Below are 25,347 nucleotides of genomic sequence, written 5' to 3'. Positions count from 1 at the left end.
GGCGCCGTGCTGGTCCCGATCTTCAACAGCCCCCGCGACTACGCCTGGGGGTCGCCCACGCTCCTGCCCGACCTGACCGGCCGGCCGCCCACCGGTGCCCCGGAGGCGGAGATCTGGTACGGCGACCACGCCGGCAGCCCCAGCACCGTGGTCGACGGCTCCGGCCGCACGCTCGACCAATGGCTGCGGGCGCACGGCGAAGCCCCGCTTCCGTTCCTGATGAAGCTGCTGGCTGCCGGCTCGTCGCTGTCGATCCAGGTCCACCCTTCGAAGGAGCAGGCCGGCGCGGGGTTCGGTCGTGAAGAGGCATCCGGTGTTCCGAGGGATGCCGCTGAGCGCACCTACCGCGACGACAACCACAAGCCGGAGATCATCGTCGCGCTCAGCGACGTGTTCCGCGCGCTCGTCGGGCTGCGGCCCCTCGCGCAGACCCGCACGCTGCTCGCGGCGCTCGGCGACCGTCCCGGCATCGCGGCGCTGATGGCGCACCTCGACAGCTCGGCCGACGATGGAGAGGCGCTGCGGGGGACGCTGGAGTGGCTGCTCACCGCGGGGGCGCAGGAGACGGTCGACGACGTCTGCGCCGCCGTGCGCACCACCGAGGTGCCCGGCTTCGCGCCGGAACTGGCCGTGTACCGCCGCATCGCCGACGAGTTCCCCGGAGACGCCGGGGTGGTCGTCGCGGTGCTGATGAATGTCGTCGAACTGCGCCGCGGCGAGGCGCTGTTCGCCCCCGCCGGCGTGCTCCACTCCTATCAGGACGGACTGGGGGTGGAGGTGATGGCGGCCAGCGACAACGTGCTGCGCGGCGGTCTCACCCCGAAGCACATCGACGTGCCCGAGCTGATGCGGGTCGTCGACACCACCCCCGCGCCCGTCCCCGTCCTCGTGCCCGCCGATGGTCGGTACGACGTCGGCATCCCCGACTTCGCGGTGCTTCGTGTGGCCGTCCAGGGGTCCACGCGTGTGGACGTGCGTCCGCCGGCCATCGCCCTCGTGGTCAGCGGCGAGGTGACGGTATCGGGCGCTGCAGGGGAATCCCATCGCCTGCAGCCGGCTCACGCCGTCTTCGCCGACACCGCCGAGCGCACGCTGCTCCTCTCCGGCGACGGCGAGGTCTTCATCGCCCAACCCGGGTCCCGTTGACGCCGGATCGGATTCGCGACACGCCGAGGCGACACGCCGAGGAGTCGCAAGAAGATTGAAGCGACGGTTGAGGGTTTACGATCTGCGACTTGACCGCAGCGAATCACACCGGTGTAATTAGGTGTCAGCACACACGGTGCACGGATTCGGCAGGCGGGGGACGAGATGACTGGTTCGCAGTATCGCTCGGGCGTTCCCGACAACTGGTTCGTCGACCCGGTGCAGCTCGGTGTGCCCGGTGTGCGCCGTGCGGTCGAGGCAGACGACGACGGCGCCCTCGCGTGGCAGACCGACGCCCTGTGCTCGCAGACCGACCCCGAGGCGTTCTTCCCCGAGAAGGGCGGCTCGACCCGCGACGCCAAGCGCATCTGCGCCTCGTGCGACGTGCGCACCGAGTGCCTGGAGTACGCGCTGCACAATGACGAGCGGTTCGGGATCTGGGGCGGGCTGAGCGAGCGCGAACGTCGCAAGCTCAAGCGACAGGCCTCCTGAGCCGATCCGTCCGACCTGCGCGCGGCGCACCGGCATGCCGGTGACACGCGCATAGGCTTTCTCCGTCATGCCCGCCCGAGTTCACGCCATCCTCGTCGTGCGCCCCGACGGTCGCACTCCCGCCGCGTTCCACCTGCGGCGCACGCTCGCGGCCCTCGACGCGCAGACGCGCCCCGTCGACGCCCTCACGATCGTGCTCTGCGGGGAAGACGACAACCTGCGCCAGATCGCGGCGGACTCGCGCGCCGAGGGTGTGATCTCAGCCCCGCGCACGACCCGCTACGCGGAGGCCGCTGCGCTGGCCACGCACCGCGTGCAGGGCGACGCGGTGTGGCTGCTCGCGCAGGACACCGCACCCGAGCCCCCCGCCCTCGCACGCCTCGCCGGCGCGCTCGAGCTGGCACCCTCGGTCGCGTTCGCCGCACCCAAGCTCGTGCGGTGGGACGACCGCGGCGAGATCGTCTCGCTGGGGGTGTCGATGACCACCCTCGGGCGCACCGTCGGCCTCGCCGACGGCCAGCTCGATCAAGGGCAGCACGATGCCGGACAGGACGTGCTGGCCGCCGACGTCCGCGCCATCCTGGTGCGCACCGCCCTGTGGCGAGAGCTGCGCGGGCTCGACCGCGGGCTCTCGGGAGCGGACGAGGGCCTCGATCTGGGCGTGCGCGCCCGCCTCGCCGGGGGCCGCGTCACCCTCGTCCCCTCGGCGCTGGTCGCCGTCGCCGGCGACGGCGTAGCCGGCCTCCCGGAGGTCTACGGGTCGCGTCGACGCCTGCGACGCGTCTTCTCCGCGCGCACGGCTCAGCTGCACCGCAGGCTCGTCTATGCGCCGGCGGCCGCACTGCCGCTGCAGTGGCTGGCGATCCTGCCGATCGCGCTGTGGCGCAGCATCGTGCACCTCATCGCGAAGCAGCCGGGTCAGATCTGGCCGGAATGGGCCGCGGCGGTCACCGCCATGGCGCGCATCCCCGCCGTCGCCCGGGCGCGCAGCGGCATCCGTCGCACCCGTCGGGTGTCGTGGCAGGCCCTGGCGCCGTTGCGGACCGGCCGCGCTGACCTGCGCACCAACCTCGCCCTCACGGACGAGTCCGATCGTCTCGCCGACGCGCGCCGCACCGAGCTGCGGTTCTTCAGCGGCGGCGGCGCGTGGGCCGTGCTCGCCGCGCTCGTGGTGTCGGTCGCGTCGTTCCCGGCGCTGCTGGCGTGGCCGGTGCTGGGCGGCGGCGCCCTCGCGCCCCTGCGGGAGACCGTGACCCAGCTGTGGGCGGATGCCGCCTACGGTCAGCGCGCGCTGGGGCTCGACACCGTCGCGGCCGCCGACCCGTTCGCCGGCGTCGTCGCCCTCATCGGAACGATGTCGCCCGCCGCCCCCTCGCAGGCGCTCGTCGTGCTGTGGGTGCTCGCGCTGCCGCTAGCGGTGCTGGGCGGGTGGTTCGCCGCGACGCGGGTGACCGACCGCTCGCTGCTGCGCATCACCGGCGGCGTGGCCTGGGCGCTGGCGCCGGCATTCCTCGCCGCGCTCGTGCAGCCGCGTCCGGCGGCCGTCGTCGCCCACCTGCTGTTGCCATGGCTGTTCTACGCCGGCTCTGTCGCTCATCGGTCGTGGGCCTCGTCGGGCGTCGCCTCGCTCGTGCTGGCGGGCGTCGTCGCCGCGGCACCCTCGCTCGTGCCCGCGCTGCTCGCGCTGTGGCTGATCGCGCTCGCCATCGCCGCGGTGAGCGCCGGCGGCCGCGGCGCGGCGCGTGTCGCCTGGCTCGTCGTGCCGGCGGCGGCGATGAGCGCACCGCTGGTCTGGCAGCAGCTCTCCGCAGGCAACCCGTGGGGGCTGCTCGCCGACCCCGGCGTGCCCTGGGCCGGCCCGGTCGCCGCGGCCGACGCCGCAGGCCGAGCGCTGCTGGCGGCCGGATTCCCCACGGCCGATCCCGGTGGATGGGGACAGTTCTCGGGGGGCCCGGTGTGGTGGGTGCCCCTGCTGGTCGCCCTTCCCGCTGTGCTCGCCCTCATCGCGCCGCTGACGGTGCGGTGGCCTGCCGGCATCGTCCTGCTGACGGTGGCGGCGCTCGGCATCGCGACGGCCTTCGCCGCTGTCGCCGTGTCGGTCGCCGTGACCGCCGGCGCCCAGCCCGTCGTGGTCTGGCCCGGCGCCGGGCTCAGCCTGGCGTGGCTCGGCGTGATCGCCGCCGCCCTGGTCACCCTCGACGTCGTCCCGGCCGCCTCCGCGGCGCGGGCCATGGCGGCCACGGCCGTCATGGCAGCGCTGGCGGTGTGCGCCGTTCCGGCGCTGACGGCGCAGACCCGTGACGCGGCGGCGCTGCGGGAGGGGTCGGCGAGCACCCTGCCGGCGTACGTGGCGGCGGAGGGACGGGGATCGCCGTCGCTCGGCACGATCGTGCTGGCGCCGCTGGACGACGGGTCCGTCGCCGCGGAGGTCGTGTGGGGGGCGAGTGAGACCCTCGGCGGGCAGAGCACGGTGCAGAGCACCCGGATCGCACCGACCGCCGCCGACCGTGAGACGGCGGAGCTGGTGGCCGACCTCGTCACCGATGCCGCCGACGACCCGGTCGCACCGCTGGCGGAGCGCGGCATCGCCTTCGTGCTCCTCGCCCCGGCGTCGGACGTGGCCACCGAGGCGGCGCAGTCGCTGCGCCGCACGGCGGCGATCGCGCTGGATCAGCGCAACCGCCTCGAGCCGGTGGGGGAGACCGCGCGGGGGTCGCTCTGGCGGATCTCCGGTGAGATCACCCCCCGCGCCGACGCGTCCGCTGTCACCGTCGCGACGGCGCGGAGCATCGCGATGGGGCAGCTGGTCGTGCTCACGATCGCCCTGCTGCTGGCGATCCCCACCTCCCAGACCCGCCGGGATGCCCGCCGGGTGCCGCGGGTCGTGGGACTGCGTGCCGGGGAGGGACGATGACCACTACCTTCCGCTGGGCGACCAGCGCCCGCCTCGCGGGCGGCACGCTGGCCGCCGTCGCCCTCGTGGCCGGCACCGTGACCGCCGCCGCCGTCGCCTGGCCGTCCCACGATCGCGCGCCGATCAGCGTCGTGGCCAACCCTGCGCCCTCCGAATCCGTGCTCGCCTGCCCCGGCGGACTGCTGGCCATCGGCCGCGACGCGGGCATCGCCGGCGCGATCGATCTCGCCGCCGGCGCCACGACCGTCGCCGGATCCGGCGCCGGTCAGCCGCCGTTCGCCGAGGCCGCCCTCGTCGTCCCGCAGGTCGCCGGCTCCACGCCTCCCTCCTTCGCCGCGCCGCCGGCGGGGGGAGACCCGCACCGACCTCGCAGCGGCATCGTCCGCGGAGGTGGCGGAGGAGGACCTCTCCGGCTTCGCCGCGGCATCCTGCGCCCCGCCCCTGCTGGAATCGTGGATCGTCGGAGGCGCGGCATCCACCGGCTCGTCGGGACTGCTGCTGCTGGCCAACCCGGGTGAGGTGCCCGCCACCGTGCAGGTGACCTCCTACGGGGCAGCCGGTGCGCAGAACCCGCCGGCCGGTGCGCTGGTCGTCGCGCCGGGCACACAGCGCATCGTGCCGCTGGCGGCGCTCGCCCGCGGCGAAGAGGCCCCCATCCTGCACATCGTCTCGACCGGCGCGCCGGTGCAGGCCAGTCTGCAGGCCAGCATCACCCGCACTCTGCTGGCCGGCGGCGTCGACCAGATCGGCGCTCAGCTCGCCCCCGAGCGGCGCGTGGTGATCCCCGGGCTGGCGGTCACCGCGGAGCCCGGCCCCGAGGGCGCGTCCGACCCGGCGACGATCCTGAGGCTGCTGTCCCCGACGGTGTCGACGACGGCGACCGTCGCGGTGCGCGCGGACGGGCGCGACGTGGAGACACGAGAGGTGCCGCTGGAGGCGGGACTGCCCCTTGAGCTCGACCTCGGCGGGCTGCCGGCGGGGTCGTACACGGTGGACGTCGATGCCGGCGCAGCCGTGGTCGGGGCGGTGTGGACGACCACCGGGTTCGGTGACGGGGACGACTTCGGCTGGCACGTCGCTGCACCCCGGCTGGACGGGGCTGCGCTCCTGGCTGTCGCCCCAGGGCCGTCGCCGACACTGGCGGTGGCGAACCCCGGCGGGGAAGCGGTCACCGTCGCCCTGGTCGCCGAGGCGGGTGCCGGTGCCGCACGCGAGATCACCGTCGCCGCCGGTGGCGAGACGCGCATCGCTGTGGATCCGGGGGCCGTCTACCGACTGGACCCCACGGGGCCCGTGCATGCCGCGGTGGGCTTCACCGGCGAGGGAGCGGTCGCGGCCTATGCCGTGTGGCCCGCCGACGCCGCGGCGTCGCCGCTGGTCGTCCACCCCTGACCCCGCCCGGGGCCAGCCGCGGCGCGGTCGGTCGCTCTCCCTGCCGCCGGCCGCCCGTGCCGTGCCTGCCGTGCGCCGCCCGGCGCTCGCGGCGGCGACACCCGCTTAGGATGAGGGCATGATGCGTCGTCGGACCCGCAGCGCGACCGTCGCCCGACCCCGCCCCGCGCGCCACGGCCGGCACGGCCGCGAGGGTCGCAGCCCGGTCGTCCGGCCGCCGCTGCCGCCCCTGGACAGCCGCGTCGAGCGGTTCGACCTGGCCGTGGGAGCCGCTGCCGAGTTCCTGCGCAGCGCGTGGGAAGACCTCCGGGACGTGCGCTTCGAGATCGGCGAGATGCCCGACGTCCCGGATGCCGACGGCATCCCGCGCTGGCACGTGGTGCCCGAACAGAAGCGCATCATCCTGTACCGACTGCCGATCGAGCGGCTGAGCCGGCCGCACCGCGAGGACGAGCTGCACCGCCGCATGATCATCGAGAGCACCGTCTTCCGCGCCGCTGCGGAGTACCTCGACAAGGATCCCTGGGACCTCGGACCCGAGCGGTTCCGCTTCTTCTGAGCACCCCGCGCGGCATCCATCCGTCGTCGTCCGTCGGCATTAGCGTGGACCCGATGCGCGAGAGACTGTGTTCCAAGGTGGGCTGCGCCCGCGAGGCCGTCACGACGCTGACGTTCGACTACGGCGATCAGATGGCCGCCCTCGGACCCCTCGGCGCGGGCGGCGATCCGCACGCGCACGACCTGTGCGCCATCCACACCGACCGGCTGTCGGTCCCCAAGGGGTGGGTCGTCGTGCGGCATGAGACGCTGCGCGTCTGAGCCGGATCCCGGCGGGCCCCTGCGTGGCACAATGACGGCATGCCGACCCAGACGCCCGCTCTCCGTCACGCCATCGCCGATCTCTCCCTCGCCGAGGCCGGCCGCCATCAGCTGAGGCTGGCCGAGAACGAGATGCCGGGGCTCATGGCGCTGCGGGAGGAGTTCGGCCCCACCCGCCCGCTGGCCGGCGCACGCATCGCCGGATCCCTGCACATGACGGTGCAGACCGCCGTGCTGATCGAGACGCTCGTCGCCCTCGGCGCCCACGTGCGCTGGGCGAGCTGCAACATCTTCTCCACGCAGGACGAGGCGGCCGCCGCCGTCGTCGTCGGACCCGACGGCACCGTCGACGAGCCCCGCGGCGTCCCCGTGTTCGCGTGGAAGGGCGAGACGCTCGAGGAGTATTGGGACCTCGCCGACCGTATCTTCGACTGGAGCGACGAGGGCTTCGACGGCCCCAACCTCATCCTCGACGACGGAGGCGACGCGACGCTGCTCGTGCACAAGGGGGTCGCCTTCGAGAAGGCCGGGGGAGTGCCGGATGCCGCGCCCGACGACCCCGCGGAGTACCGGGTCGTCCTCGACGTGCTGCGGCGCAGCCTCGCCCGCGACCCGCAGCGGTTCACCCGCATGGCAGAAGGCCTCCTCGGGGTGACGGAGGAGACCACGACGGGGGTGCACCGGCTGTACGAGCTCGCGGCATCCGGTGATCTGCTCTTTCCGGCCATCAACGTCAACGACTCGGTGACGAAGTCCAAGTTCGACAACAAATACGGCATCCGCCACTCGCTGCCCGACGGGCTCAACCGTGCCACCGACGTGCTGATCGGCGGCAAGGTCGCGTTCGTCTGCGGGTACGGCGACGTCGGCAAGGGCGCCGCCGAGGCGCTGCGCGGGCAGGGTGCCCGCGTCATCGTCAGCGAGGTCGACCCCATCTGCGCGCTGCAGGCCGCGATGGACGGCTACCAGGTGGCGCGCCTGGCCGACGTCGCGGACCAGGTGGACATCCTCATCACCGGCACCGGCAACAAGGACGTCGTCACCGTCGAGGACCTCCTCTCGCTCAAGCACCTCGCCGTCGTCGGCAACGTGGGGCACTTCGACAACGAGATCGACATGGCGGGACTCGAGGCGCTGCCGGGGGCTCAGCGCGTGGAGATCAAGCCGCAGGTGCACGAGTGGCGACTGCCGACGGGCCGCAGCGTGCTCGTGCTCAGCGAGGGACGGCTGATGAACCTCGGCAACGCCACCGGGCATCCGTCCTTCGTCATGAGCGCGTCGTTCACGAACCAGGTGCTGGCCCAGATCGAGCTGTTCACGCGGCGCGATGTCTACGCGACGGCGGTGCACACCCTGCCCAAGCACCTCGACGAGAAGGTGGCGCGGCTGCACCTCGATGCCCTGGGTGTGCAGTTGACCACCCTCACCCCCGCGCAGGCCGCCTACATCGGCGTGCCGGTCGAGGGCCCCTACAAGCTGGACCACTACCGCTACTGACCGCCGTGCTCGCGCTCGCGCCCGGGCGTCGCGCCCCGGCGCTGAAGCGCGCTGCTCCGGTGTCGCGTGTGGTGGGTGGGGTGCCCGCGCGCTGTGCGGAAGCGACACTCGAGCGGCGCCGTGCCGCCGCGCCCGTGCCGCCGCGCCCCCTCCCTGAAACGCGCCGCTCCGGTGTCGCGTGTGGTGGGTGGCGTGCCCGCGCACTGTGCGGAAGCGACACTCGAGCGGCGCCGGGCGTCGGCGTGTGCCGCAAGCGCGCTGCTCCGGTGTCGCGTGTGGTGGGTGAGGTCACCGCGCACTGTGCGGAAGTGACACTCGAGCGGCCCGCCGGGCGCTGCCCGCCGGGCGCTGCGGGGCAGGCGAGGCGGGCACGCGCCGCGGGCGGGCACGCGGGGCGGGGTCAGCGCTGCGGGAACCCCCGCGGGGCGCCGGTGACTCCGGAGGTGAGCGCCGCCGTGCGCTCGTCCTCGCCGCGCAGGGCGCGCAGCTCCCGCTCGCGCCGGAGGGCGATGACGCCCAGCAGCAGCGTCTCCGGATCGGCCGCCGGGACGGGGGAGATGAACGTGCTGGCCTCGCCGGCGAGGGCGGCAGCAGTGCGTGCGCGCGCCGCGGGATCGAGGTCCCCGGCCTGCCGCACGAACTGGCTGATGCGGCGCGCGGTGCGGTCGGGCAGCGGCCCCACATCGGCGATGGCGGCCCAGCCCGCCAGTGCCGGCGGCACGCCCGGCGGCTCCGGCGGCAGTCGCGGGGCGCGGGTGCGCTCGCTGTAGGTGCCGGCCAGCAGATCGCCGAGCCGCTCCGCCCGAGGGGTGAACACCGCGACGATGCCGGCGACGGCGCCGAGGGTGAACCAGAGCTCGAAGACCCCCACCAGCGCCCGGATGAACGCCTGCCGGAACCCCGACGCCCCGCCGTCGACGCGCACGATGCGCCCTCCGACCACGAGCTTGCCGAGGCTGCGCCCGCGCGTGGCCGTCTCCACCACGGTGGGGAGGACGACCGTCACCAGCACGAGCACCGTGATGGTCAACGCCGGCGACAGAGCCGCGTTCAGCAGGCTCTGCCCGGCGATCCACGACGTGACACCGGCCAGCAGCAGGAACAGCGCCACGCCGGCCAGCATGTCGATGAGCACACCGAGCGCCCGCAGGAAGTACCCGACGGGTTGCACGTCCAGCGCCACCGCCTCGCCGGTGAGGATCTCGTCCTGGTGGATCTCCACGGCGGGCCCGGGCGTCGGCATGGCTACAGTGAATCACATGGATGCCGACGCCCTCACCGCCGCCCGGCGCCAGGAGTGGGCGCGGCTCGACGAACTCGGCCGCCGTGGGCGTCTCAGCGGGGCGGAGGCCGACGAACTGGTCACCCGCTACCGGGCGGCCTCGGCGGACCTCGCCGAGCTGAAGACCTCCGCCGGCCGCACGCCCGAGGGTGACTACCTGTCGACGCTGCTGTCGCGGGCGCGGCTGCGCCTGACGGGCACCTCTGACAACGTGCTGCGGCAGGTGCCGAGGTTCTTCCTGCAGCAGCTTCCGGCGGCGCTGTACCGGTTGCGGTACACGACGCTCGCCATCGCCGTGGGGTGCATCGTCATCGCGGCGATCGTCGCGACGTGGGTGGCGGGGGATCCGGCGGCGCTGGCGGCGCTGGGCTCCCAGGCGCAGCTGGAGCAGTATGCCGAGAACGACTTCACGCAGTACTACAGCGAGAACCCGGCCGCCGTCTTCGCCGGCACCGTCTGGACCAACAACGCCTGGATCGCCGCACAGTGCGTGCTGTTCGGCATCACAGGCCTCTGGCCGGTGATGGTGCTGATCCAGAACGCCGTGGGGGTGGGGACCGCCGCCGCCGTGCTCTTCGCCTTCGATCGGGGCGACATCTTCCTGCTGCACATCGCTCCGCACGGTCTGCTGGAGCTCACCTGCATCTTCGTCGCCGGCGCCGCGGGTCTGCACATCTTCTGGGCGTGGGTCGCCCCGGGCCCGCGAGGGCGGGGCGAAGCGCTCGCCGCCGCCGGGCGGTCGCTGGCCACGGTGGCGATCGGCCTCGTCTTCGCGCTCGCCGTCGCGGGGCTCATCGAGGGTTTCGTCACCGCCCAGCCGTGGCCGTGGCCGCTGAAGATCGGCATCGGCGCCGCCGCGCTGGGGCTGTTCCTGACCTACATGCTCCTGGTCGGTGGCCGGGCGTCCCGGCGGGGCGCGACGGGCGATCTCACCGAGTACGAAAGCGGCACACCCCGCCTGGTGGCCGGCTGACGACGCCGCATCAGTTTTGAACAGATCAAAACAACGGCTAGGCTGGAGGGCATGACCTCCCCCCTTCACGACACGGATGCCGCTGCCGCGATCCGTGCCTCGGGGCTCCGGGTGACCGACTCGCGTCAGGCCGTCTACGCGGCTCTCGCAGCGCACCCCCATGCCAGCGCCGACGACGTGTTCGCCGAGGTCGCGGCCGGGGCGCCGCGTTCGAGTCGGCAGTCGGTCTACAACGCGCTGGGCGACTTCGCCGATGCGGGACTGGTGCGCCGCATCGAGCCCGCCGGGCGCCCCATGCTCTTCGAGCTGCGCGTCGCCGACAACCACCACCACCTCGTCTGCACCTCGTGCGGACGGGTCGAGGACGTGGACTGCACGGTGGGTCATGCCCCCTGCATGCACCCCTCCCAGACCCACGGGTTCGCGGTCACTTCCGCGGAAGTGACGTTCTGGGGTCGTTGCGACTCCTGCGCCGCGGCCTGATCCGCCCCCTCTCTCCAACCCGAACCAGCAAGTGGAAGGACCCCATGACCGACGACACCATCCCCGAGATCGGCGAAGACGCGACCGGCATCGACCAGTCCGTCACCGTGACCGACACCGACAGTGCGCACGCCGAGCAGGCCGCGAAGGCGGATGCCGCCGGTGGCTGCCCCGTCGTGCACGGCGCGGGAGCCGGCCTGGCCAACCCCGCCGGTCAGCCGCACCCCACCACCGGCTCCGCCAACAACGTCTGGTGGCCGAACCAGCTGAACCTGCGGATCCTGAAGAAGAACCCGGTCGAGGCGAACCCGCTGGGCGGAGACTTCGATTACAAGGCCGCATTCGCGGCGCTCGACCTGGCCGCGGTCAAGGCTGACATCGCCGAGACGCTCACCACGTCGCAGGACTGGTGGCCCGCCGACTTCGGCAACTACGGCCCCCTCATCATCCGCATGGCCTGGCACAGTGCGGGCACCTACCGCGCGACCGACGGTCGCGGCGGTGGCGGCGCCGGTCAGCAGCGCTTCGCGCCGCTGAACAGCTGGCCCGACAACGTCAACCTCGACAAGGCCCGCCGCCTGCTGTGGCCCGTCAAGAAGAAGTATGGTCAGTCGCTGTCGTGGGCCGACCTGATGATCCTCGCCGGCAACGTCGCACTGGAGTCGATGGGCTTCGAGACCTTCGGCTTCGGCGGCGGCCGTGCCGACGTCTGGGAGCCGGACGACGACGTGTACTGGGGGCCCGAGACCACGTGGCTCGGCGACGAGCGCTACACGGGTGAGCGCGACCTCGAGAAGCCGCTCGCGGCCGTGCAGATGGGTCTCATCTACGTCAACCCCGAGGGCCCGGCCGGCAACCCCGACCCGCTCGCCTCGGCGCGTGACATCCGCGAGACGTTCGCCCGCATGGGGATGAACGACGAGGAGACCGTCGCCCTCATCGCCGGCGGCCACACGTTCGGCAAGACCCACGGCGCCGCTCCCGACTCCAACCTCGAGGACAACCCCGAGGCCGCGGGCCTGGAGATGCAGGGCCTGGGCTGGAAGAACAACTACGGCACCGGCAAGGGCGACGACACGATCACGTCGGGCCTCGAGGTGACGTGGACCTACCACCCCACCCGCTGGGACAACGAGTTCTTCCACATCCTGTACGCGTACGAGTGGGAGCTCATGAAGAGCCCGGCCGGTGCGCACCAGTGGCGGCCCACGAACGGTGCCGGCGCCGACATGGTGCCGATGGCGCACGACCCGCAGACCCGTCGGGAGCCCCGCATGCTCACGAGCGACCTGGCGCTGCGCGTCGACCCCGAGTACGACAAGATCTCGCGCCGCTTCCTCGAAGACCCGGTGGCGTTCGGCGATGCCTTCGCCCGCGCCTGGTTCAAGCTGACCCACCGCGACATGGGCCCCATCGCCCGGTACCTCGGTCCCGAGGTCCCCACCGAGGAGCTCATCTGGCAGGACCCGGTGCCCGCCGTGGACCACGCGCTCATCGACGCCGCCGACGCGGCCGCGCTGAAGCAGCAGATCCTGGCGACCGGACTCACCACCGAGCAGCTCGTGTCCACCACGTGGGCCGCGGCGTCATCGTTCCGCGGCAGCGACAAGCGCGGCGGCGTCAACGGCTCCCGCATCCGCCTGTCCCCGCAGAAGGACTGGCAGGTCAACAACCCGCCGCAGCTGAAGCTGGTGCTCGAGACCCTCGAGCAGGTGCAGGCGTCGTTCAACGACGGGCGCACCGACGGCAAGAAGGTGTCGCTGGCCGACCTCATCGTGCTGGCGGGCAACGCCGCGGTCGAGAAGGCCGCTGCCGCCGCCGGTGTCGAGGCCGAGGTGGTCTTCCACCCCGGTCGCACCGACGCCACGCAGGAGCAGACCGACGCCGAGTCGTTCGGCTACCTCGAGCCGGCCGCCGACGGGTTCCGCAACTACTACGGACCCAAGGCGTTCCTCCCGCAGGAGCACCACCTCATCGACAAGGCGAACCTGCTCACCCTCACGGCGCCCGAGATGACGGTGCTCGTGGGCGGACTGCGGGTGCTCGGCGCGAACTGGGACGGATCCGAGTACGGCGTGCTCACGAACCGCCCCGGTGTGCTGACGAACGACTTCTTCGTGAACCTGCTCGACCTCGGCACCACCTGGACGCCGCTGGACCCGGGTTCGCAGGCGTTCGAGGGCATCAAGGACGGCTCGGGCGAGCGTGTCGGCCGTGGCACGCGCGTCGACCTGCTGTTCGGCTCGAACTCCGAGCTGCGTGCGCTCGCCGAGGTCTACGCCAGCGACGACGCGAACGAGAAGTTCGTGCGCGACTTCGTGGCGGCGTGGGGCAAGGTCACGGAGCTCGACCGCTTCGACCTGCGCTGATCCGCAACACGACGACGGCCCGTCCCCGCAAGGGGGCGGGCCGTCGGTCGTTGCGCTCAGCCGAGTTCGCGTCCGTCGAACATCGCGCGGTGGGCGAAGCCCGCGATCAGCGCGCCGACGATCGGGAAGACGAGGAAGACCCACAGCTGCAGCAGTGCGTCTCCGCCGCCGTAGATCGCCGTCGCGATCGAGCGGGCCGGGTTGACCGAGGTGTTGTCCACCGGGATGGATGCCAGGTGGATGAGGGTCAGCGTGAGACCGATGACCAGGCCGGCGAGCTTGGTGCCCCGGCTCGGGTGGGTCACGCCGAGGATCACGAGCACGAAGATCGCGGTGAAGGCGATCTCCACCACGATCGCGGCTCCGAGGCCGAAGCCGCCGGGGGAGTGCTCGCCGAACCCGTTGCTGGCGAAGCCGCCGTCTTGGGCGGAGCGCAGCCAGCCGTCGGGTCCGAAGAGCCCGATGAGCACGATGAGGGTCGTGCCCACGATCCCGCCGATGATCTGCGCGATGATGTAGGCGCCGGTCTCGCGCCAGGGGAAACGGCCGGCGGCGGCCAGCCCGAGCGTGACGGCGGGGTTGAAGTGGCCGCCCGAGATCGGTCCCCACGCGTACGCGCCGGCGACGACCGTCAGCCCGAAGGCGAGCGCCACGCCCACGTAGCCGATGCCGAGCGAGGTGCCGTCTGGCCCCAGGCCGGCATCGGCGGCGAACAGGGCGGCGCCGATGGAGCCGAAGACCAGCAGGAACGTGCCCATCGCCTCGGCGACGAGCCGCGGCGCCATGCTCGGTCCTCCGGGGGCGGCGGCGTGGTCGAGAGGCGTGGGGGCGACGTGTTCTTCCGGACGGGGATCATTGCTCATGGCTGTGCCTCCTTTCGCGCTCACAGTAGCCCGCCGCCGCGGGCCCCGATAGCGCCACTGCGAGAGAGCGCGTCGGTCATTGCCGGAAGACGCGACTGATGGCGGCGGCCAGCACGGAGACCTGCATCCAGAGCATGGCGCGATACAGGGGGCGAAGAACGAGAGCGGCGAGGGGGCGCGGCCGGCGCTCCGCGGGTGGTTCCCAGGCCAAGGAGATGCCCAGGTGCGTGCCGCCGGCGGCGTGCTCGAGCGAGAGCGTCACGCGACGGGCGTGGCTGCGGGCGACGTCCGGATACCGGAAGCGCCACTGGACCGACACCGGTTCCTGTGTCGACACGAGATGCATCTCCTGCTGCCGCATCGCCGGTGTGATCCGCAGCGGTCGCCCGTCGGGGGCGTGCGTGCGGGGCCGGCCGATCCAGACATCGCCGCCGGCCCCGCCGTGCGGTCGGGTCACGCTGCCGATGACGGCATCCCATTCGGGGATCCGCTCCGCGTCGGACACCAGCGCCCACACCTGCTCCGGCGGCGCCGGAACGAACGCCGTCGTCGAGGTCGACAAAGGAGCCTGGTCTCGTCGTCGCCGCGGTGCCGACGGCAGCCGGTCGGCGTCGTCCAGGCGTCGTGCCACCTCGTCCGCATCGGTCCCGAGCCGCTCCAGGGTCGCGGCGATGAACCCGCTCGGCTCGGCGACCAGCGCGCGCAGGATCGCAGGCGCATCGCCGCCCCGGCCGGCGCGGGAGGCATCCTTCATGACCTGCAGCGCCCGCCCGCTCCAGTGGTACCCCTGCGTCTCGTGGAAGACGATCCGTCCGGGCTCCACCGCCGGCGCCTCGACCCCGAGAGACTCCAGCTGCGCGGTGTGCTGCGCCGACAGGGCGGCCCGCGTCTTCTCGACGGTCACGCCGAGGCTGCGCAGCACCTGACCTGCCACGCCGCCGTCGAGGGCCAGGGCGATGAGCAGGTGCTCGCAGTCCGCTTCGCGCAGGCCCTGACGGGAGGCCTCCTCCATGGCCATCAGCGACAGGACGTGGCTCGTGGCGACCGCCTCGCCGAACGTCGCCATCAGCCGTGCCTCCGCGGCACCGGGATGGCCGGGTCGATGCGTTTGGCGTACTTCTTGTGCACCGCCTGACGGCTGACGCCGAGGGCATCGGCGATGGTCTGCCACGTCATGCCCGCGCGCAGCGCAGCCTCGACCTGCCGCAGCTCGAGTCGGTCGGTGAGGATCCGCAGGGATGCCACGGCGCGCAGCCCAGCGCGAGGGTCGGCCGTGTCGCTGGCGGCGTCGGCGATCTGAGAAGCGTGCATGCTGTCAACATACGTTGCTGGCACAGGGAGTGTCAACCTGAGTTGCTAGGGGGTGGCGCGCACCGGCTGCTCAGAGCCGGCCGGCGGCCTTGAGCGCCAGATACCGGTCGGCGATCCGCGGTGGCAGGTCGTCGGCCGAGGCGGTGAGCGCATCGCCTCCCGCACGGGTCACGGCGGCGGCGACGCGCGCGGCGTCGCGGGCGCTGCGCTCGGCGGATGCCGCTCGGTACACGTCGTCGGCGGTGCGCCGGGTCGCGCGCCGCGCGGTGGGGGTGGGCGTCACGGGGTCCTCCGCCGCGCCGTCGGCGGCGGTGCCCACCAGCACGTGGGCACGCCGCGTCACCGCGCCCAACGACCCCAGAAAGCCCCGTGAGGCCTCCGGACTGTCCTGCGCGGTCAGCAGCACCACGAGCGCCGGCCGCGAGGTGAGGGCGCGCACCTGCGCGAAGGCGGCATCCCAATCGGTGTCGATGAGCTGCGCCTGCACGGGCGCCATCGCCTCGACCATGGCCGGCAGCAGGGCGGCGCCGTCGATGCCGGTGACCCGGGCGCGCAGCACCCGGTCGAACATCGCCAGGTGCACGTGGTCGCCGGCGCGCGTGGCGAGGGCTGCCAGCAGCAGCGCGGCCTCCATCGCGGCATCCAGGCGCACCCCGTCGCCCACCCGCGCGGCGGAGGTGCGACCGGTGTCCACGACGATCACCACGTGCCGGTCGCGCTCGGGGCGCCACGTGCGCAGCATCGTGGTGCCCGCGCGGGCCGTCGCCCGCCAGTCGATCGAGCGCACGTCGTCGCCGCGCACGTATTCTCGCAGGCTGTCGAACTCGGTGCCCTGACCGCGCACCTGCAGGCTGGTGTTGCCGTCGAGCTCCCGCAGCCGCGCGAGCCGCGACGGCAGGTGACGACGCGAGGCGAACGCCGGGAGCACGCGCACCGTGCCTGGCACGTCCAGCCGGGCCTGGCGCCCGGCCATCCCCAGCGGCCCCAGCGAGCGCACCACGACGAACCCGGAGCGCAGCTCGCCGCGGCGCACGGGCTGCAGCGGCACAGGCACGCGTCGCCGCTCCCCGGGAGGCACGTCGATCGCGGCGCGCTGCGTCGGGGCGCCGGCGGTGGGCTGCCACGCGTCGCGCAGCAGACCGCGCACCCGGCGACCGCCGGTGTTCTCGACCATGAGCGCGGTGTCGATCCGTTCGCCCAGGCGGGTGCGCGTCGGACCGGTGCGCGTCAGCCGCAGGCTGCGGGGGTGAGGGGCGACGGCGGAGTCGACCGCGGCGGTCGCCGCGCACAGCACCAGCCAGACCACCGCCACCGGCCAGGGCGGGATGCCCGCGGAGCCGAGCAGCACGACGGGCACGACGCCGAGGGCGACGAGCACGGGGAAGCGGCCGGTGACGTACATGGGATTCCGATTCGGTGGCGGCGGCGGTCTAGATCGGCACGGGGGTCTGCTGCATCACGGCGGAGAGGATCGCCTCGACCGAGACCCCTTCGATCTCCGCCTCCGGGCGCAGCCGCAGGCGGTGGCGCCACGCCGGCACGACCATCGCCTGCACGTGGTCGGGGGTGATCGCCGGGTAGCCGCCCAGCCACGCCCAGACCTTCGCCGCCGCGAGCAGGGCCGTCGCGGCGCGCGGGCTCGCGCCCAGCTGCACGGACGGCGACTGCCGGGTGGCGCGGGCGAGGTCGACGACGTACGCGAGCACGTCGTCGGAGACGGCGACGGATGCCGCGGCCCGCTGCGCGGCGCGGATCTCGTCCGCGCCGACGACCGCGTCGATTCCCGCGGCCGCGAGGTCGCCGGGGCGGAAACCGTCGGCGTGGCGGCGGAGCACCGCCAGCTCCGCCTCGCGCGCGGGCACGTCGATGAGGAGCTTGAGCAGGAAGCGGTCGAGCTGGGCCTCCGGCAGCGAGTAGGTGCCCTCGTGCTCGATGGGGTTCTGCGTCGCCGCGACCAGGAAAGGGTCCGGGAGCGGCCGGGTGACGCCGTCGGCGGAGACCTGTCGCTCCTCCATCGCCTCCAGCAGTGCCGCCTGGGTCTTGGGCGGGGTGCGGTTGATCTCGTCCGCCAGCAGCACGTGGGTGAACACCGGGCCCTCGCGGAACTCGAACTCGCCCGAGCGGGCGTCGTACACCAGCGACCCGGACACGTCACCGGGCATGAGGTCGGGCGTGAACTGCACCCGCGTGGTGTCCAGGCCGATGGCGCGGCTGAACGCGCGCACGAGCAGCGTCTTGGCGACCCCGGGCACTCCTTCCAGCAGCACGTGGCCGCGGGCGAGCAGCGCGATGAGCAGCCCGGTGACGGCGCCGTCCTGACCGACGACGGCCTTGCCGACCTCCCGTCGCACGCGGTTCATCGCCTCGCGGAGGTCGCCGTCCGACACAGCGGTCGTGACCGCGGGCGCGGCGGGGTCTGCGGGGGCCACGGGCGGCGGATCGAGGTGGGTCACTGCGGGTTCCTCTCGGGTCGGACGGCGTCGCGGACGGCCGTCTCCAGGTTCTCCAGGGCGTCGGCCAGCGCGACCAGCTCCCCGTCGTCGGCGGGCAGGTCGTCCATCAGGATGCCGCGTACGCGTGCCCGGTCGATGCCCAGGCGCGCCGCGGCGGCGTCGGCGATCTCGGGCGCGGCGGCTGCGGGGCCGAGCCCGAGCGTGCGGGCGAGGCGATCCAGCGTCCCCATGCGCAGCTGGTCGGCGGCATGCACGGCGTCCCTGGCGCGGGCGTACAGCCGGGCGCGGCCCTCTGTCGTCTCCGACGCCCGCACCGTGACCGGCAGCGTCTCGGCGACGAGGGGGCCGAAGCGGCGCCCGCGCCACAGCATGGCCGCAGACGCCGAAGCCAGCAGCACCACGATCGCGGGGGTGACCCAGTCGGGTGTCAGCTCGCCCAGACTCGGGGCGGTGTCGGGCAGGGCGCCGTCGCCGAGCGCGGGCAGGTACCAGACGACCTCGTCGTTGCGGCCGAGCAGGTGGGCGGCGAGGGCCGCGTTGCCGTCCTCCGCGAGGCCGGCGTTAGAGAAGAGCTCGCGCGCATCCAGGGCGACGATGCGGCCGGCATCCGTCTCCGCCAGCAGCAGACCGTAGCCGTCGCCCGACGGGTAGCAGGCGGTGACGCCGGAAGGCGCGGTGAAGACCGCCCCGGGGACGATGGTTCCCGAACGCTCTGCGTCGGGCAGCGCGCAGCCCGGCTCCGCATCGGCACCGTCGCCGATCCCGGCGCTCTGGGCACCCAGGAGCAGTCGCAGATCGCGCGAGCGCGGGTCGACGAGCACGACGTCTGCAGCGGCGCCGGCGATGTCCCGCAGCGTGGCGTCGTCGAGCGGTGCCGTGTCGGTGATGACCAGCGTGGCGCCGCCCGCGGCGAGGGCGCGCTCGGCCGTCGTCCGGTCGCGGGCGACGGTCACCTCCACGCCCTGCCCGCGCAGCACCTCCGCCAGCGCTCTCGTGCCGGTGGGCCCGACGGAGGCGGGGTCCAGCGCATCCCGCTCGGTCCATTCGCCCGCGGCGAGCATCGCCGCCGAGCCCGCGCCGATCGCGAGGATCGCGGCGGCGATGAGCGCCCATGCGCCTGCGCGGCGGCGGGTGGCCGATGCCGGCGCGTCGGTCGTGGATGTCACAGGGCGACGCCGGCGGGCTGGAGTCGGGCGGGTGCGGACGCGGCCGCGTCCTCGTCCACCGACGCGACGGCCCGGTAGGTCACGGCGGTGCCGGGGCGGCGGAGGTACCGCACGTCGTCGAAGGTCGCGGCGGCGGCGTCGAGCCGGTCGGCCAGGGCAGGGAACGCGCGCGCGGCGTCGCGGGCGAAGGCGTGCACCGTCGCCCCCGGCGCGGCGTCGACGATGCCGCGCTCGCCCAGCGCGCGCGCGAGGGCGCGGAAGCGCTCGGTGATCGCGGCGTCCCACTCCCCGGCGGCGGCGTGGCTCTGCGCTGCGGCGCGCAGCTGCGCGGCGCTGCGCTGCTCGGTCGCGCCGAAGAGGTCGACGGGGCGCGCGGAACGGGCGGCCATCCGCGGCATGCCCCAGACCGCCAGTGCGATGACGACGACCGCGACGACCACCACCGACGCGACCACCGCGATCCAAGGCCCCCAGCCTTCGGGGACGCCTCCGCCGAACAGGTTCGCGAAGAACTCCGCCACGGCGTGCGCGAACCGGTCCAGCGGCGTGGGCTCGGCGATGTCGTACACCGGGTCGGCGAGCTCCTGCTCGGCCCAGCGCCGTGCCTCATCGCCGTCGGGGATCAGCGGCACGGCCCGGTTCAGGGGCGTGCCCACGGGGCGGGTCCCTCGGCGGGCGGCGCGGAGCCGTCGGGTGCCGTCCATCCCTCGGGGGGCGCGGCGACGCCCGGCGCCGGTGCGCCGGTCGGCCCTGTCGGCGCCGGTGCACCGGTCGGCCATCCCGGCGCCGCACCGGCCGGAGGCGCGGGCGGGTACGGGGCATATGGCGGGTAGGCCGGCGAGCCCGGATAGCCGGGAGACGGCGCGTAGCCGTAGGCGTAGGCGGGGGTCGGAGCGATGACGCGCCCGACGTGCAGCCGGTACGGGTCGGGCAGGTCCGCCACCCCGGCATCCCGGCGCTCCACATAGGCCAGCAGATCCTGGTCGAGGCCCTCGCGGCGCATGCGTGCGTCGATGTAGAGCAGCGACGTGGCCGTGGACTGCACGATGAGCGAGACGGCCTGGATCAGCACGGTGACCGCCTGCGTCAGCAGGCCGCCGACGATGAGGAGCACGAACCCCGACGTCTCGGGGTCTCCGGTGGGAGTGAGCACCGTGGACACCGCCGTCGTCGCCAGGGAGAACGGCACGCTCACCAGCTGACCGAGGGTGGCGAACGCCATCGAGATGATCACCACGACGCCCAGCATCGGCCAGAAGCGTCCCCGGGTGAGCGACCACGATCGCGCCAGGGCTCCGCGGATGGTGGCGTGCTCGAGGATGATCGTGGGGGCCACCAGCAGCAGCTTCACCGTCAGCCACAGGACGAGGGGGATCGCCGCGAGGCCCAGCCCGACGCCCAGCAGCACGCCCGACAGCACATCCGCGAACACCAGCGCCACGACGGCTGCCACGACCGCGCCCAGCACCACCAGCGTCGCCAGCGACAGCAGCAGCGTGTAGCCCACGAGGCGCCACGCCACCGGCTTCACCCGCGCCCACAGCACCCGCAGGGTGAGCTTCTCGGCGACCACCGCATGGGCGACCTCGCTGACGACGACGCCCTGCACGAGCACGCTCAGGGCGCTCAGCGCCAGGCCGATCAGCACACTGGCAGCCAGGACCATGGCGACGGACCCGGCGAGCACCTGGTCGAACGCAGGGGTGCCGGGGCGCAGGGTGTCCAGTCGCAGGAAGGCGGGGACACTCACCGCGACGATGACGGTGGTGCCGAGGAACGTGGCCACCGACTGCACCAGGACGGCGAATCCGAGCAGCACCCGCGGGTTCTGGCGCAGGGCCGAGAACGAGCGGCCGAGGACCAGCCCGAACGTCAGCGGACGCAGCGGGATGATGCCCGGGCGGGTGACGGGTGTCCAGGCCGGATATGCGGTCATGACTCTCCCTGTGCGGCTGGGGTTGTCCCATCGTGCCACACCGGCCGAGGTCGGGCGCGCGCCCGCCGGGGGCGCTGCCGCCACGTCCGTGGGGTGTCGGCTAGTCTAGGCGGAGCCCGTCCGCTCGTCCGCGGCGCGGGCCGGGGAACCCGGAGGACGAGCACGTACCCATGACCTCACGCATCCTGGTGGTCGATGACGATACCGCGCTGGCCGAGATGATCGGCATCGTGCTGCGCACCGAGGGCTTCGACCCCGTCTTCTGCGCCGACGGCGCGGCCGCGGTCGAGGCATGGCGCAGTGAACGGCCCGACCTCGTGCTGCTGGACCTCATGCTCCCCGGTGTCGACGGCATCGAGATCTGCACGCGCATCCGCGCCGAATCCGGCGTGCCCATCATCATGCTCACCGCCCGCACCGACACCGCCGACGTCGTGCGCGGCCTGGAGTCGGGCGCGGACGACTACATCGTCAAGCCCTTCAACCCGAAGGAGCTCGTCGCCCGCATCCGCACCCGCCTGCGCCCCGCGAGCCAGCCGGCGGGGGAGACGCTGCGCATCGGCGACCTCACCGTCGACGTCGCCGCCCACGAGGTGCGTCGCGGTGACGAGGTCATCGCCCTGACGCCACTGGAGTTCGAGCTGCTGGTGGCGCTGGCGAGCAAGCCGCAGCAGGTGTTCTCCCGCGAGATGCTGCTGGAGCAGGTCTGGGGCTACCACTACAAGGCCGACACGCGCCTGGTCAACGTGCACGTGCAGCGGCTGCGCGCCAAGGTCGAGCTCGACCCCGACAACCCCCGCATCGTCACCACGGTGCGGGGCGTGGGCTACCGCGCCGGCGCGGTGGTCTGAGGTCGATGGCGTCCCCGGGCGCGCGGGACGCGGAGTCCCGCCTGCGGGACTGGCGGTCGTGGCCCACCGAACTGGCGTTCGCGTGGCGCAGGTCGCTGCGCTTCCGCACCGTGCTGCTCACGCTCGGCCTGAGCGCCCTGGCGGTGCTGGCATCCTTCGTGTTCATGGCGCTGGCCATTCAGAACGACCTGTTCCAGTCGCGCCTGGAGCAGGTGCTCGACGACGCCAGCCGCACGACCCAGACCGCCCAGGCGACCCTGGACTCCGCGGAGGTCGCGGGCGACCCCGTCGCGGTGGACAACCTGCTGGTCAACGTCAGCACCGTGGCACGTCAGGCGTCCACCCAGATGACCGCGGCGCTGCGCACGGACACGACCTCTCCGCTGGCCCCGCAGGGCTTCACCACCGGAGGGCTGAACGAGGACTACCTCTCGGCGGGTCTGCGCGCGTCGGTGCAGGACGGACCCGAGCTGCAGTGGTGGCAGTCGGTGGCGCTGCCCGACGGGGAGGGCGGCACGGTGCCGGGCATCATCGTGGGCCAGCAGCTGCTGGTGCCCGAGGTGGGCGCGTACGAGCTGTACTTCGGATACGACCTGGCCGATGCGTCCCAGACCCTCGGTTTCGTGCAGGCCACCCTGTGGATCGTCGCCGGCGTGCTGGTGCTGCTGCTCGGAGCGATCTCGTGGATCGTGCTGCGTTCGGTCACCCGACCCATCGCGGATGCCGCGCGTACGAGTGAGCGCCTCGCCGAAGGTGACCTCGGGGTGCGCCTCCAGGTGCGCGGCGACGACGAGCTGGCCACCCTCGCCCGCTCCTTCAACGCGATGGCCGACAGCATCGAGTCGCAGATCAAGGACCTCGCCGACCTGTCGCTCGTGCAGCAGCGGTTCGTCTCGGATGTCTCGCACGAGCTGCGCACGCCGCTGACGACGATCCGGCTGGCCTCCGACATGCTCAACGACCGGCGGGACGAGTTCGACCCCGCCACGGCGCGCGCCGCCGAGTTGCTGCACGCACAGGTTCAGCGGTTCGAGACGTTGCTGACAGACCTGCTGGAGATCAGCCGATACGACGCCGGCTCCGTGCAGTTGGAGACGGAGCCGACGAGCATGGCCCAGCTGGCGGAGGACGTCATCGCTTCGATGCAGCAGCTCGCCGACCAGCACGGCACCGACGTGCGCCTGATCGCGCCGGGGGGTTATTCGCCGGTGGACATGGACCCGCGCCGGGTGCGTCGCATCGTGCGCAATCTGCTCGGCAACGCCATCGAGCACGGCGAGGGGCGGCCCATCGTGGTCACCGTCGACAGTGACCAGCGCGCGGTGGCGCTGGGGGTCCGCGACTACGGGCTGGGCATGACCGCGGCGGATGCCGAGCGGGTGTTCGACCGGTTCTGGCGCGCCGACCCCGCCCGCACCCGCACGATCGGCGGCACGGGGCTGGGGCTCTCGATCGCGCTCGGCGACGCACGGCTGCACCGTGGAACGCTGGCCGTCTGGTCGCAGCTGGGGCGCGGCACCCACTTCGTGCTGACCATCCCGCGCCACGACGCCGATCTCGACGGCGCGTCCCCCATCCCCGCAGATCCGGGGGACGACGCCACCTTCGACACGCTGGGTTTGACCCAGCCCATCGAGATCCCACCCGCCGACCGGAGGGAAAGACGATGAGACGACCGCTGCGCGCCGTCGTGCTCGCGTTCGCGACGGCATCCGCGCTGGTGCTGTCGGCCTGCGCGGGCCTTCCCACCAGCGGCCCGGTCAACCCCGGACTGCCGCTGGACGGCGATTCCCGACCGCCGGACATCTCGTTCGTCGCCGACCCGCCCCAGCCCGGCGCCACCCCGTTGCAGATCGTCGAGGGGTTCATCCGCGCCGGCTCCGGCACCCGCGGGGAGTGGGCGACCGCGCGCGAGTACCTCACCTCGCAGGCGCGCGAGGAGTGGGACCCCACCGCGGGCGTCACCGTCGACGACTCCGCCGAGCGCCAGTACATCGAGGCGTCGGAGGATGCCGTCCTGCTCAGCGTGCGCGCCGACGCCACGGTCGACGGGGCGGGGGAGTACGAGGACGTCGGCGGGATCGCGCTGGAACTGCCGTTCCGCCTGGCGAAGGAGGACGGCCAGTGGCGCATCAGCGAGGCGCCCGACGGCATCGTGATGGATGACGCCTGGTTCCAGGTGGTGTTCCGCAGCTATGCGCTGGCGTACTTCGATCCGACGTGGAGCTACCTCGTGCCCGACGTGCGGTGGTTCACCACCACCAACCCCGCTACCAGCATCGCCAGCGCGCTGCTGGAGGGCGAGCCGAGTCCGTGGCTGGCGGGTGCCGGGGCCCGGGCGGGGCCGGTCGGCGTCCCCCTCGCCGCGCGCCGGGTTCCGGGGCGCGACGGCGGCACGGCGCAGATCGAGCTGACGGCGGGCGCGCTGGACCTGGACCGCGAGACCCTCGACCGCATGCAGACGCAGCTGGAGGAGAGTCTGGCCGGGGCAGGTGTGACGGCCGTGCAGCTGGCGGTGGACGGTCAGCCGCTGGCCGCGACGCGCGTCGAGGCCCGCTCCACCCGCGTGCCGCCCCAGGCGCTCGTGCTCGTCGGCGACACGTTCGGGTTCCTCAGCGGCGACACCGTCGAGCCGATCCCGCAGCTGTCCGATGCCATCCTCGACGTCGCCCCCACCGCCGTGCAGGTGACCGCTGATCAGCGCACCGCGGCGGTGCTGCGCGCCGGCGGCGCGGTGGCGCGCGTGGACGGGGGGACCTGGTCGGAGGTGGACACCCGCCCCGACCTCATCGCGCCGTCCGTCGACAACGACGGGTGGGTGTGGAGCGTGCCGCGCACCGACCCTCGCGCCGTGCGCGCCTCGGGGCCGGACGGCACCGTGGTCGAGGTGGCGGATGCCTGGCCGGACGCCTCCCGGATCACCTCGATGGAGGTGTCGCGCGACGGCACCCGGGTGGCAGCGCTCGTCACGGAGGGCGGCCGATCGGCCGTGTGGGTGGCCGGCATCATCCGTGACGGACGGGTGCCCGTGCGGCTCGGCGAGCCGCACCCGCTCTCGCCGCTGGAGGGCACCGGTGTCGACGTCGGCTGGATGGATGCCAGTCATCTCGGCGTCGTCGCCGCGGTCGAGGACGACACCACCATCGTCGAGCAGCTGGTCGGCGGTCCTGCGACCTCCGTCACCGGACCGGCGCGCACGGTCGCCATCTCCGCGACCAACCAGGTCTCGATCGCGCGGCTGCTCGACGCCCAGGGCGCGATGTACGTCCGTCGCGGCACCAATTGGGGCACGACCGCGTCGGGGGTGCGTGTCCTCGCCTCGGTGCAGGGCGCCCCCGACTGAGACTCCTGCACAGCAGGGAGATCGCGCGGAAACCAGCGGATGCCGGGGAGAACGTGT

22 protein-coding genes are annotated in these 25,347 nt (G+C 73.4%); 13 read left to right on the top strand and 9 right to left on the bottom strand.

Annotation, left to right across the window (positions count from 1 at the left end; translation table 11 throughout):
• Positions 1-6: 6 nt before the first annotated feature.
• The 7 genes from manA to ahcY all read left to right on the top strand — a co-directional run bounded on the left by manA (position 7) and on the right by ahcY (position 8,260).
• Complete coding sequence (gene manA, locus NQ165_RS11170; protein ID WP_257526557.1) at positions 7-1,146, top strand: mannose-6-phosphate isomerase, class I; 1,140 nt, start codon at positions 7-9, stop codon at positions 1,144-1,146.
• A 165-nt stretch (positions 1,147-1,311) separates the two neighbouring features.
• On the top strand, positions 1,312-1,638 hold the full coding sequence (locus tag NQ165_RS11165) for a WhiB family transcriptional regulator (RefSeq protein ID WP_257526558.1): 327 nt from the start codon (positions 1,312-1,314) through the stop codon (positions 1,636-1,638).
• A 67-nt stretch (positions 1,639-1,705) separates the two neighbouring features.
• The gene (locus NQ165_RS11160; RefSeq protein WP_257533474.1) at positions 1,706-4,552 is read left to right on the top strand and encodes a glycosyltransferase; all 2,847 of its coding nucleotides are present in this window, start codon (positions 1,706-1,708) and stop codon (positions 4,550-4,552) included.
• Between the two features lie 390 nt (positions 4,553-4,942).
• Entirely contained in the window at positions 4,943-5,944 is a 1,002-nt protein-coding gene (locus tag NQ165_RS11155; protein WP_257533472.1) for a DUF5719 family protein, read from the top strand.
• Between the two features lie 118 nt (positions 5,945-6,062).
• On the top strand, positions 6,063-6,503 hold the full coding sequence (locus NQ165_RS11150; RefSeq protein ID WP_257526561.1) for a metallopeptidase family protein: 441 nt from the start codon (positions 6,063-6,065) through the stop codon (positions 6,501-6,503).
• Between the two features lie 53 nt (positions 6,504-6,556).
• A complete protein-coding gene (locus NQ165_RS11145) occupies positions 6,557-6,763 on the top strand; it encodes a DUF3499 domain-containing protein (protein WP_257526562.1) in 207 nt (68 codons plus the stop codon).
• 39 nt (positions 6,764-6,802) lie between these two features.
• Positions 6,803-8,260, top strand: a complete 1,458-nt coding sequence (gene ahcY / locus NQ165_RS11140; protein ID WP_257526564.1) for an adenosylhomocysteinase — start codon at positions 6,803-6,805, stop codon at positions 8,258-8,260.
• Positions 8,261-8,660: 400 nt separating this feature from the next.
• Here the strand turns inward: ahcY and NQ165_RS11135 are convergent, their stop codons facing one another.
• Positions 8,661-9,503, bottom strand: coding sequence for an RDD family protein (locus NQ165_RS11135; protein ID WP_257526565.1), 843 nt, complete (start codon positions 9,501-9,503; stop codon positions 8,661-8,663).
• A 16-nt stretch (positions 9,504-9,519) separates the two neighbouring features.
• Between NQ165_RS11135 and NQ165_RS11130 the strand changes: the two genes are divergently transcribed.
• The 3 genes from NQ165_RS11130 to katG are packed head-to-tail and all read left to right on the top strand — an operon-like array spanning position 9,520 to position 13,367.
• A complete protein-coding gene (locus NQ165_RS11130; protein WP_257533470.1) occupies positions 9,520-10,515 on the top strand; it encodes a stage II sporulation protein M in 996 nt (331 codons plus the stop codon).
• A 51-nt stretch (positions 10,516-10,566) separates the two neighbouring features.
• Positions 10,567-10,998 (top strand): Fur family transcriptional regulator, encoded by a 432-nt coding sequence (locus tag NQ165_RS11125; RefSeq protein ID WP_257526567.1) that lies wholly within the window; start codon positions 10,567-10,569, stop codon positions 10,996-10,998.
• 44 nt (positions 10,999-11,042) lie between these two features.
• Complete coding sequence (katG, locus tag NQ165_RS11120) at positions 11,043-13,367, top strand: catalase/peroxidase HPI (RefSeq protein ID WP_257526568.1); 2,325 nt, start codon at positions 11,043-11,045, stop codon at positions 13,365-13,367.
• A 56-nt stretch (positions 13,368-13,423) separates the two neighbouring features.
• On the opposite strand, the gene aqpZ is transcribed toward katG, so the two are convergent.
• The 8 genes from aqpZ to NQ165_RS11080 all read right to left on the bottom strand — a co-directional run bounded on the left by aqpZ (position 13,424) and on the right by NQ165_RS11080 (position 21,096).
• Positions 13,424-14,230 (bottom strand): aquaporin Z, encoded by an 807-nt coding sequence (gene aqpZ / locus NQ165_RS11115; RefSeq protein ID WP_374679350.1) that lies wholly within the window; start codon positions 14,228-14,230, stop codon positions 13,424-13,426.
• A gap of 76 nt (positions 14,231-14,306) precedes the next feature.
• A complete protein-coding gene (locus tag NQ165_RS11110; RefSeq protein ID WP_257526569.1) occupies positions 14,307-15,296 on the bottom strand; it encodes an SRPBCC family protein in 990 nt (329 codons plus the stop codon).
• Positions 15,296-15,541, bottom strand: coding sequence for a helix-turn-helix domain-containing protein (locus NQ165_RS11105; RefSeq protein ID WP_257526570.1), 246 nt, complete (start codon positions 15,539-15,541; stop codon positions 15,296-15,298). Before NQ165_RS11105 ends, NQ165_RS11110 begins: the two co-directional genes overlap by 1 nt.
• A gap of 70 nt (positions 15,542-15,611) precedes the next feature.
• Complete coding sequence (locus NQ165_RS11100; protein ID WP_257526571.1) at positions 15,612-16,943, bottom strand: DUF58 domain-containing protein; 1,332 nt, start codon at positions 16,941-16,943, stop codon at positions 15,612-15,614.
• A gap of 28 nt (positions 16,944-16,971) precedes the next feature.
• Positions 16,972-17,901: a MoxR family ATPase gene (locus NQ165_RS11095; protein ID WP_257533564.1), complete on the bottom strand. Its 930-nt coding sequence runs from the start codon at positions 17,899-17,901 to the stop codon at positions 16,972-16,974.
• A gap of 89 nt (positions 17,902-17,990) precedes the next feature.
• Positions 17,991-19,160, bottom strand: coding sequence for a DUF4350 domain-containing protein (locus tag NQ165_RS11090; RefSeq protein ID WP_257533468.1), 1,170 nt, complete (start codon positions 19,158-19,160; stop codon positions 17,991-17,993).
• Positions 19,157-19,816, bottom strand: a complete 660-nt coding sequence (locus tag NQ165_RS14670; RefSeq protein WP_257526574.1) for a DUF4129 domain-containing protein — start codon at positions 19,814-19,816, stop codon at positions 19,157-19,159. The genes NQ165_RS11090 and NQ165_RS14670 overlap by 4 nt, the downstream gene beginning before the upstream one ends.
• Positions 19,801-21,096 carry a glycerophosphoryl diester phosphodiesterase membrane domain-containing protein gene (locus NQ165_RS11080; RefSeq protein WP_257533466.1) on the bottom strand — a complete coding sequence of 432 codons (1,296 nt, stop codon included), beginning with the start codon at positions 21,094-21,096 and terminating at the stop codon, positions 19,801-19,803. The genes NQ165_RS14670 and NQ165_RS11080 overlap by 16 nt, the downstream gene beginning before the upstream one ends.
• A 170-nt stretch (positions 21,097-21,266) precedes the next feature.
• Here NQ165_RS11080 and mtrA point away from each other — a divergent pair, with 170 nt between their 5' ends.
• Genes mtrA through NQ165_RS11065 form a run of 3 tightly spaced genes read left to right on the top strand, consistent with a single transcriptional unit; the run spans position 21,267 to position 25,290 of the window.
• On the top strand, positions 21,267-21,947 hold the full coding sequence (mtrA, locus tag NQ165_RS11075; RefSeq protein WP_257526577.1) for an MtrAB system response regulator MtrA: 681 nt from the start codon (positions 21,267-21,269) through the stop codon (positions 21,945-21,947).
• Between the two features lie 5 nt (positions 21,948-21,952).
• Positions 21,953-23,617, top strand: coding sequence for an MtrAB system histidine kinase MtrB (gene mtrB / locus NQ165_RS11070; RefSeq protein ID WP_257526578.1), 1,665 nt, complete (start codon positions 21,953-21,955; stop codon positions 23,615-23,617).
• Positions 23,614-25,290, top strand: coding sequence for an LpqB family beta-propeller domain-containing protein (locus NQ165_RS11065; protein ID WP_257533464.1), 1,677 nt, complete (start codon positions 23,614-23,616; stop codon positions 25,288-25,290). The genes mtrB and NQ165_RS11065 overlap by 4 nt, the downstream gene beginning before the upstream one ends.
• Positions 25,291-25,347 lie beyond the last annotated feature (57 nt).

The sequence above is a fragment of the Microbacterium sp. zg.Y1084 genome (genome assembly GCF_024623595.1).
GTDB classification, from domain to species: Bacteria; Actinomycetota; Actinomycetes; order Actinomycetales; family Microbacteriaceae; genus Microbacterium; species Microbacterium wangruii.
This window is presented reverse-complemented; position numbering and strand designations above follow the sequence as displayed.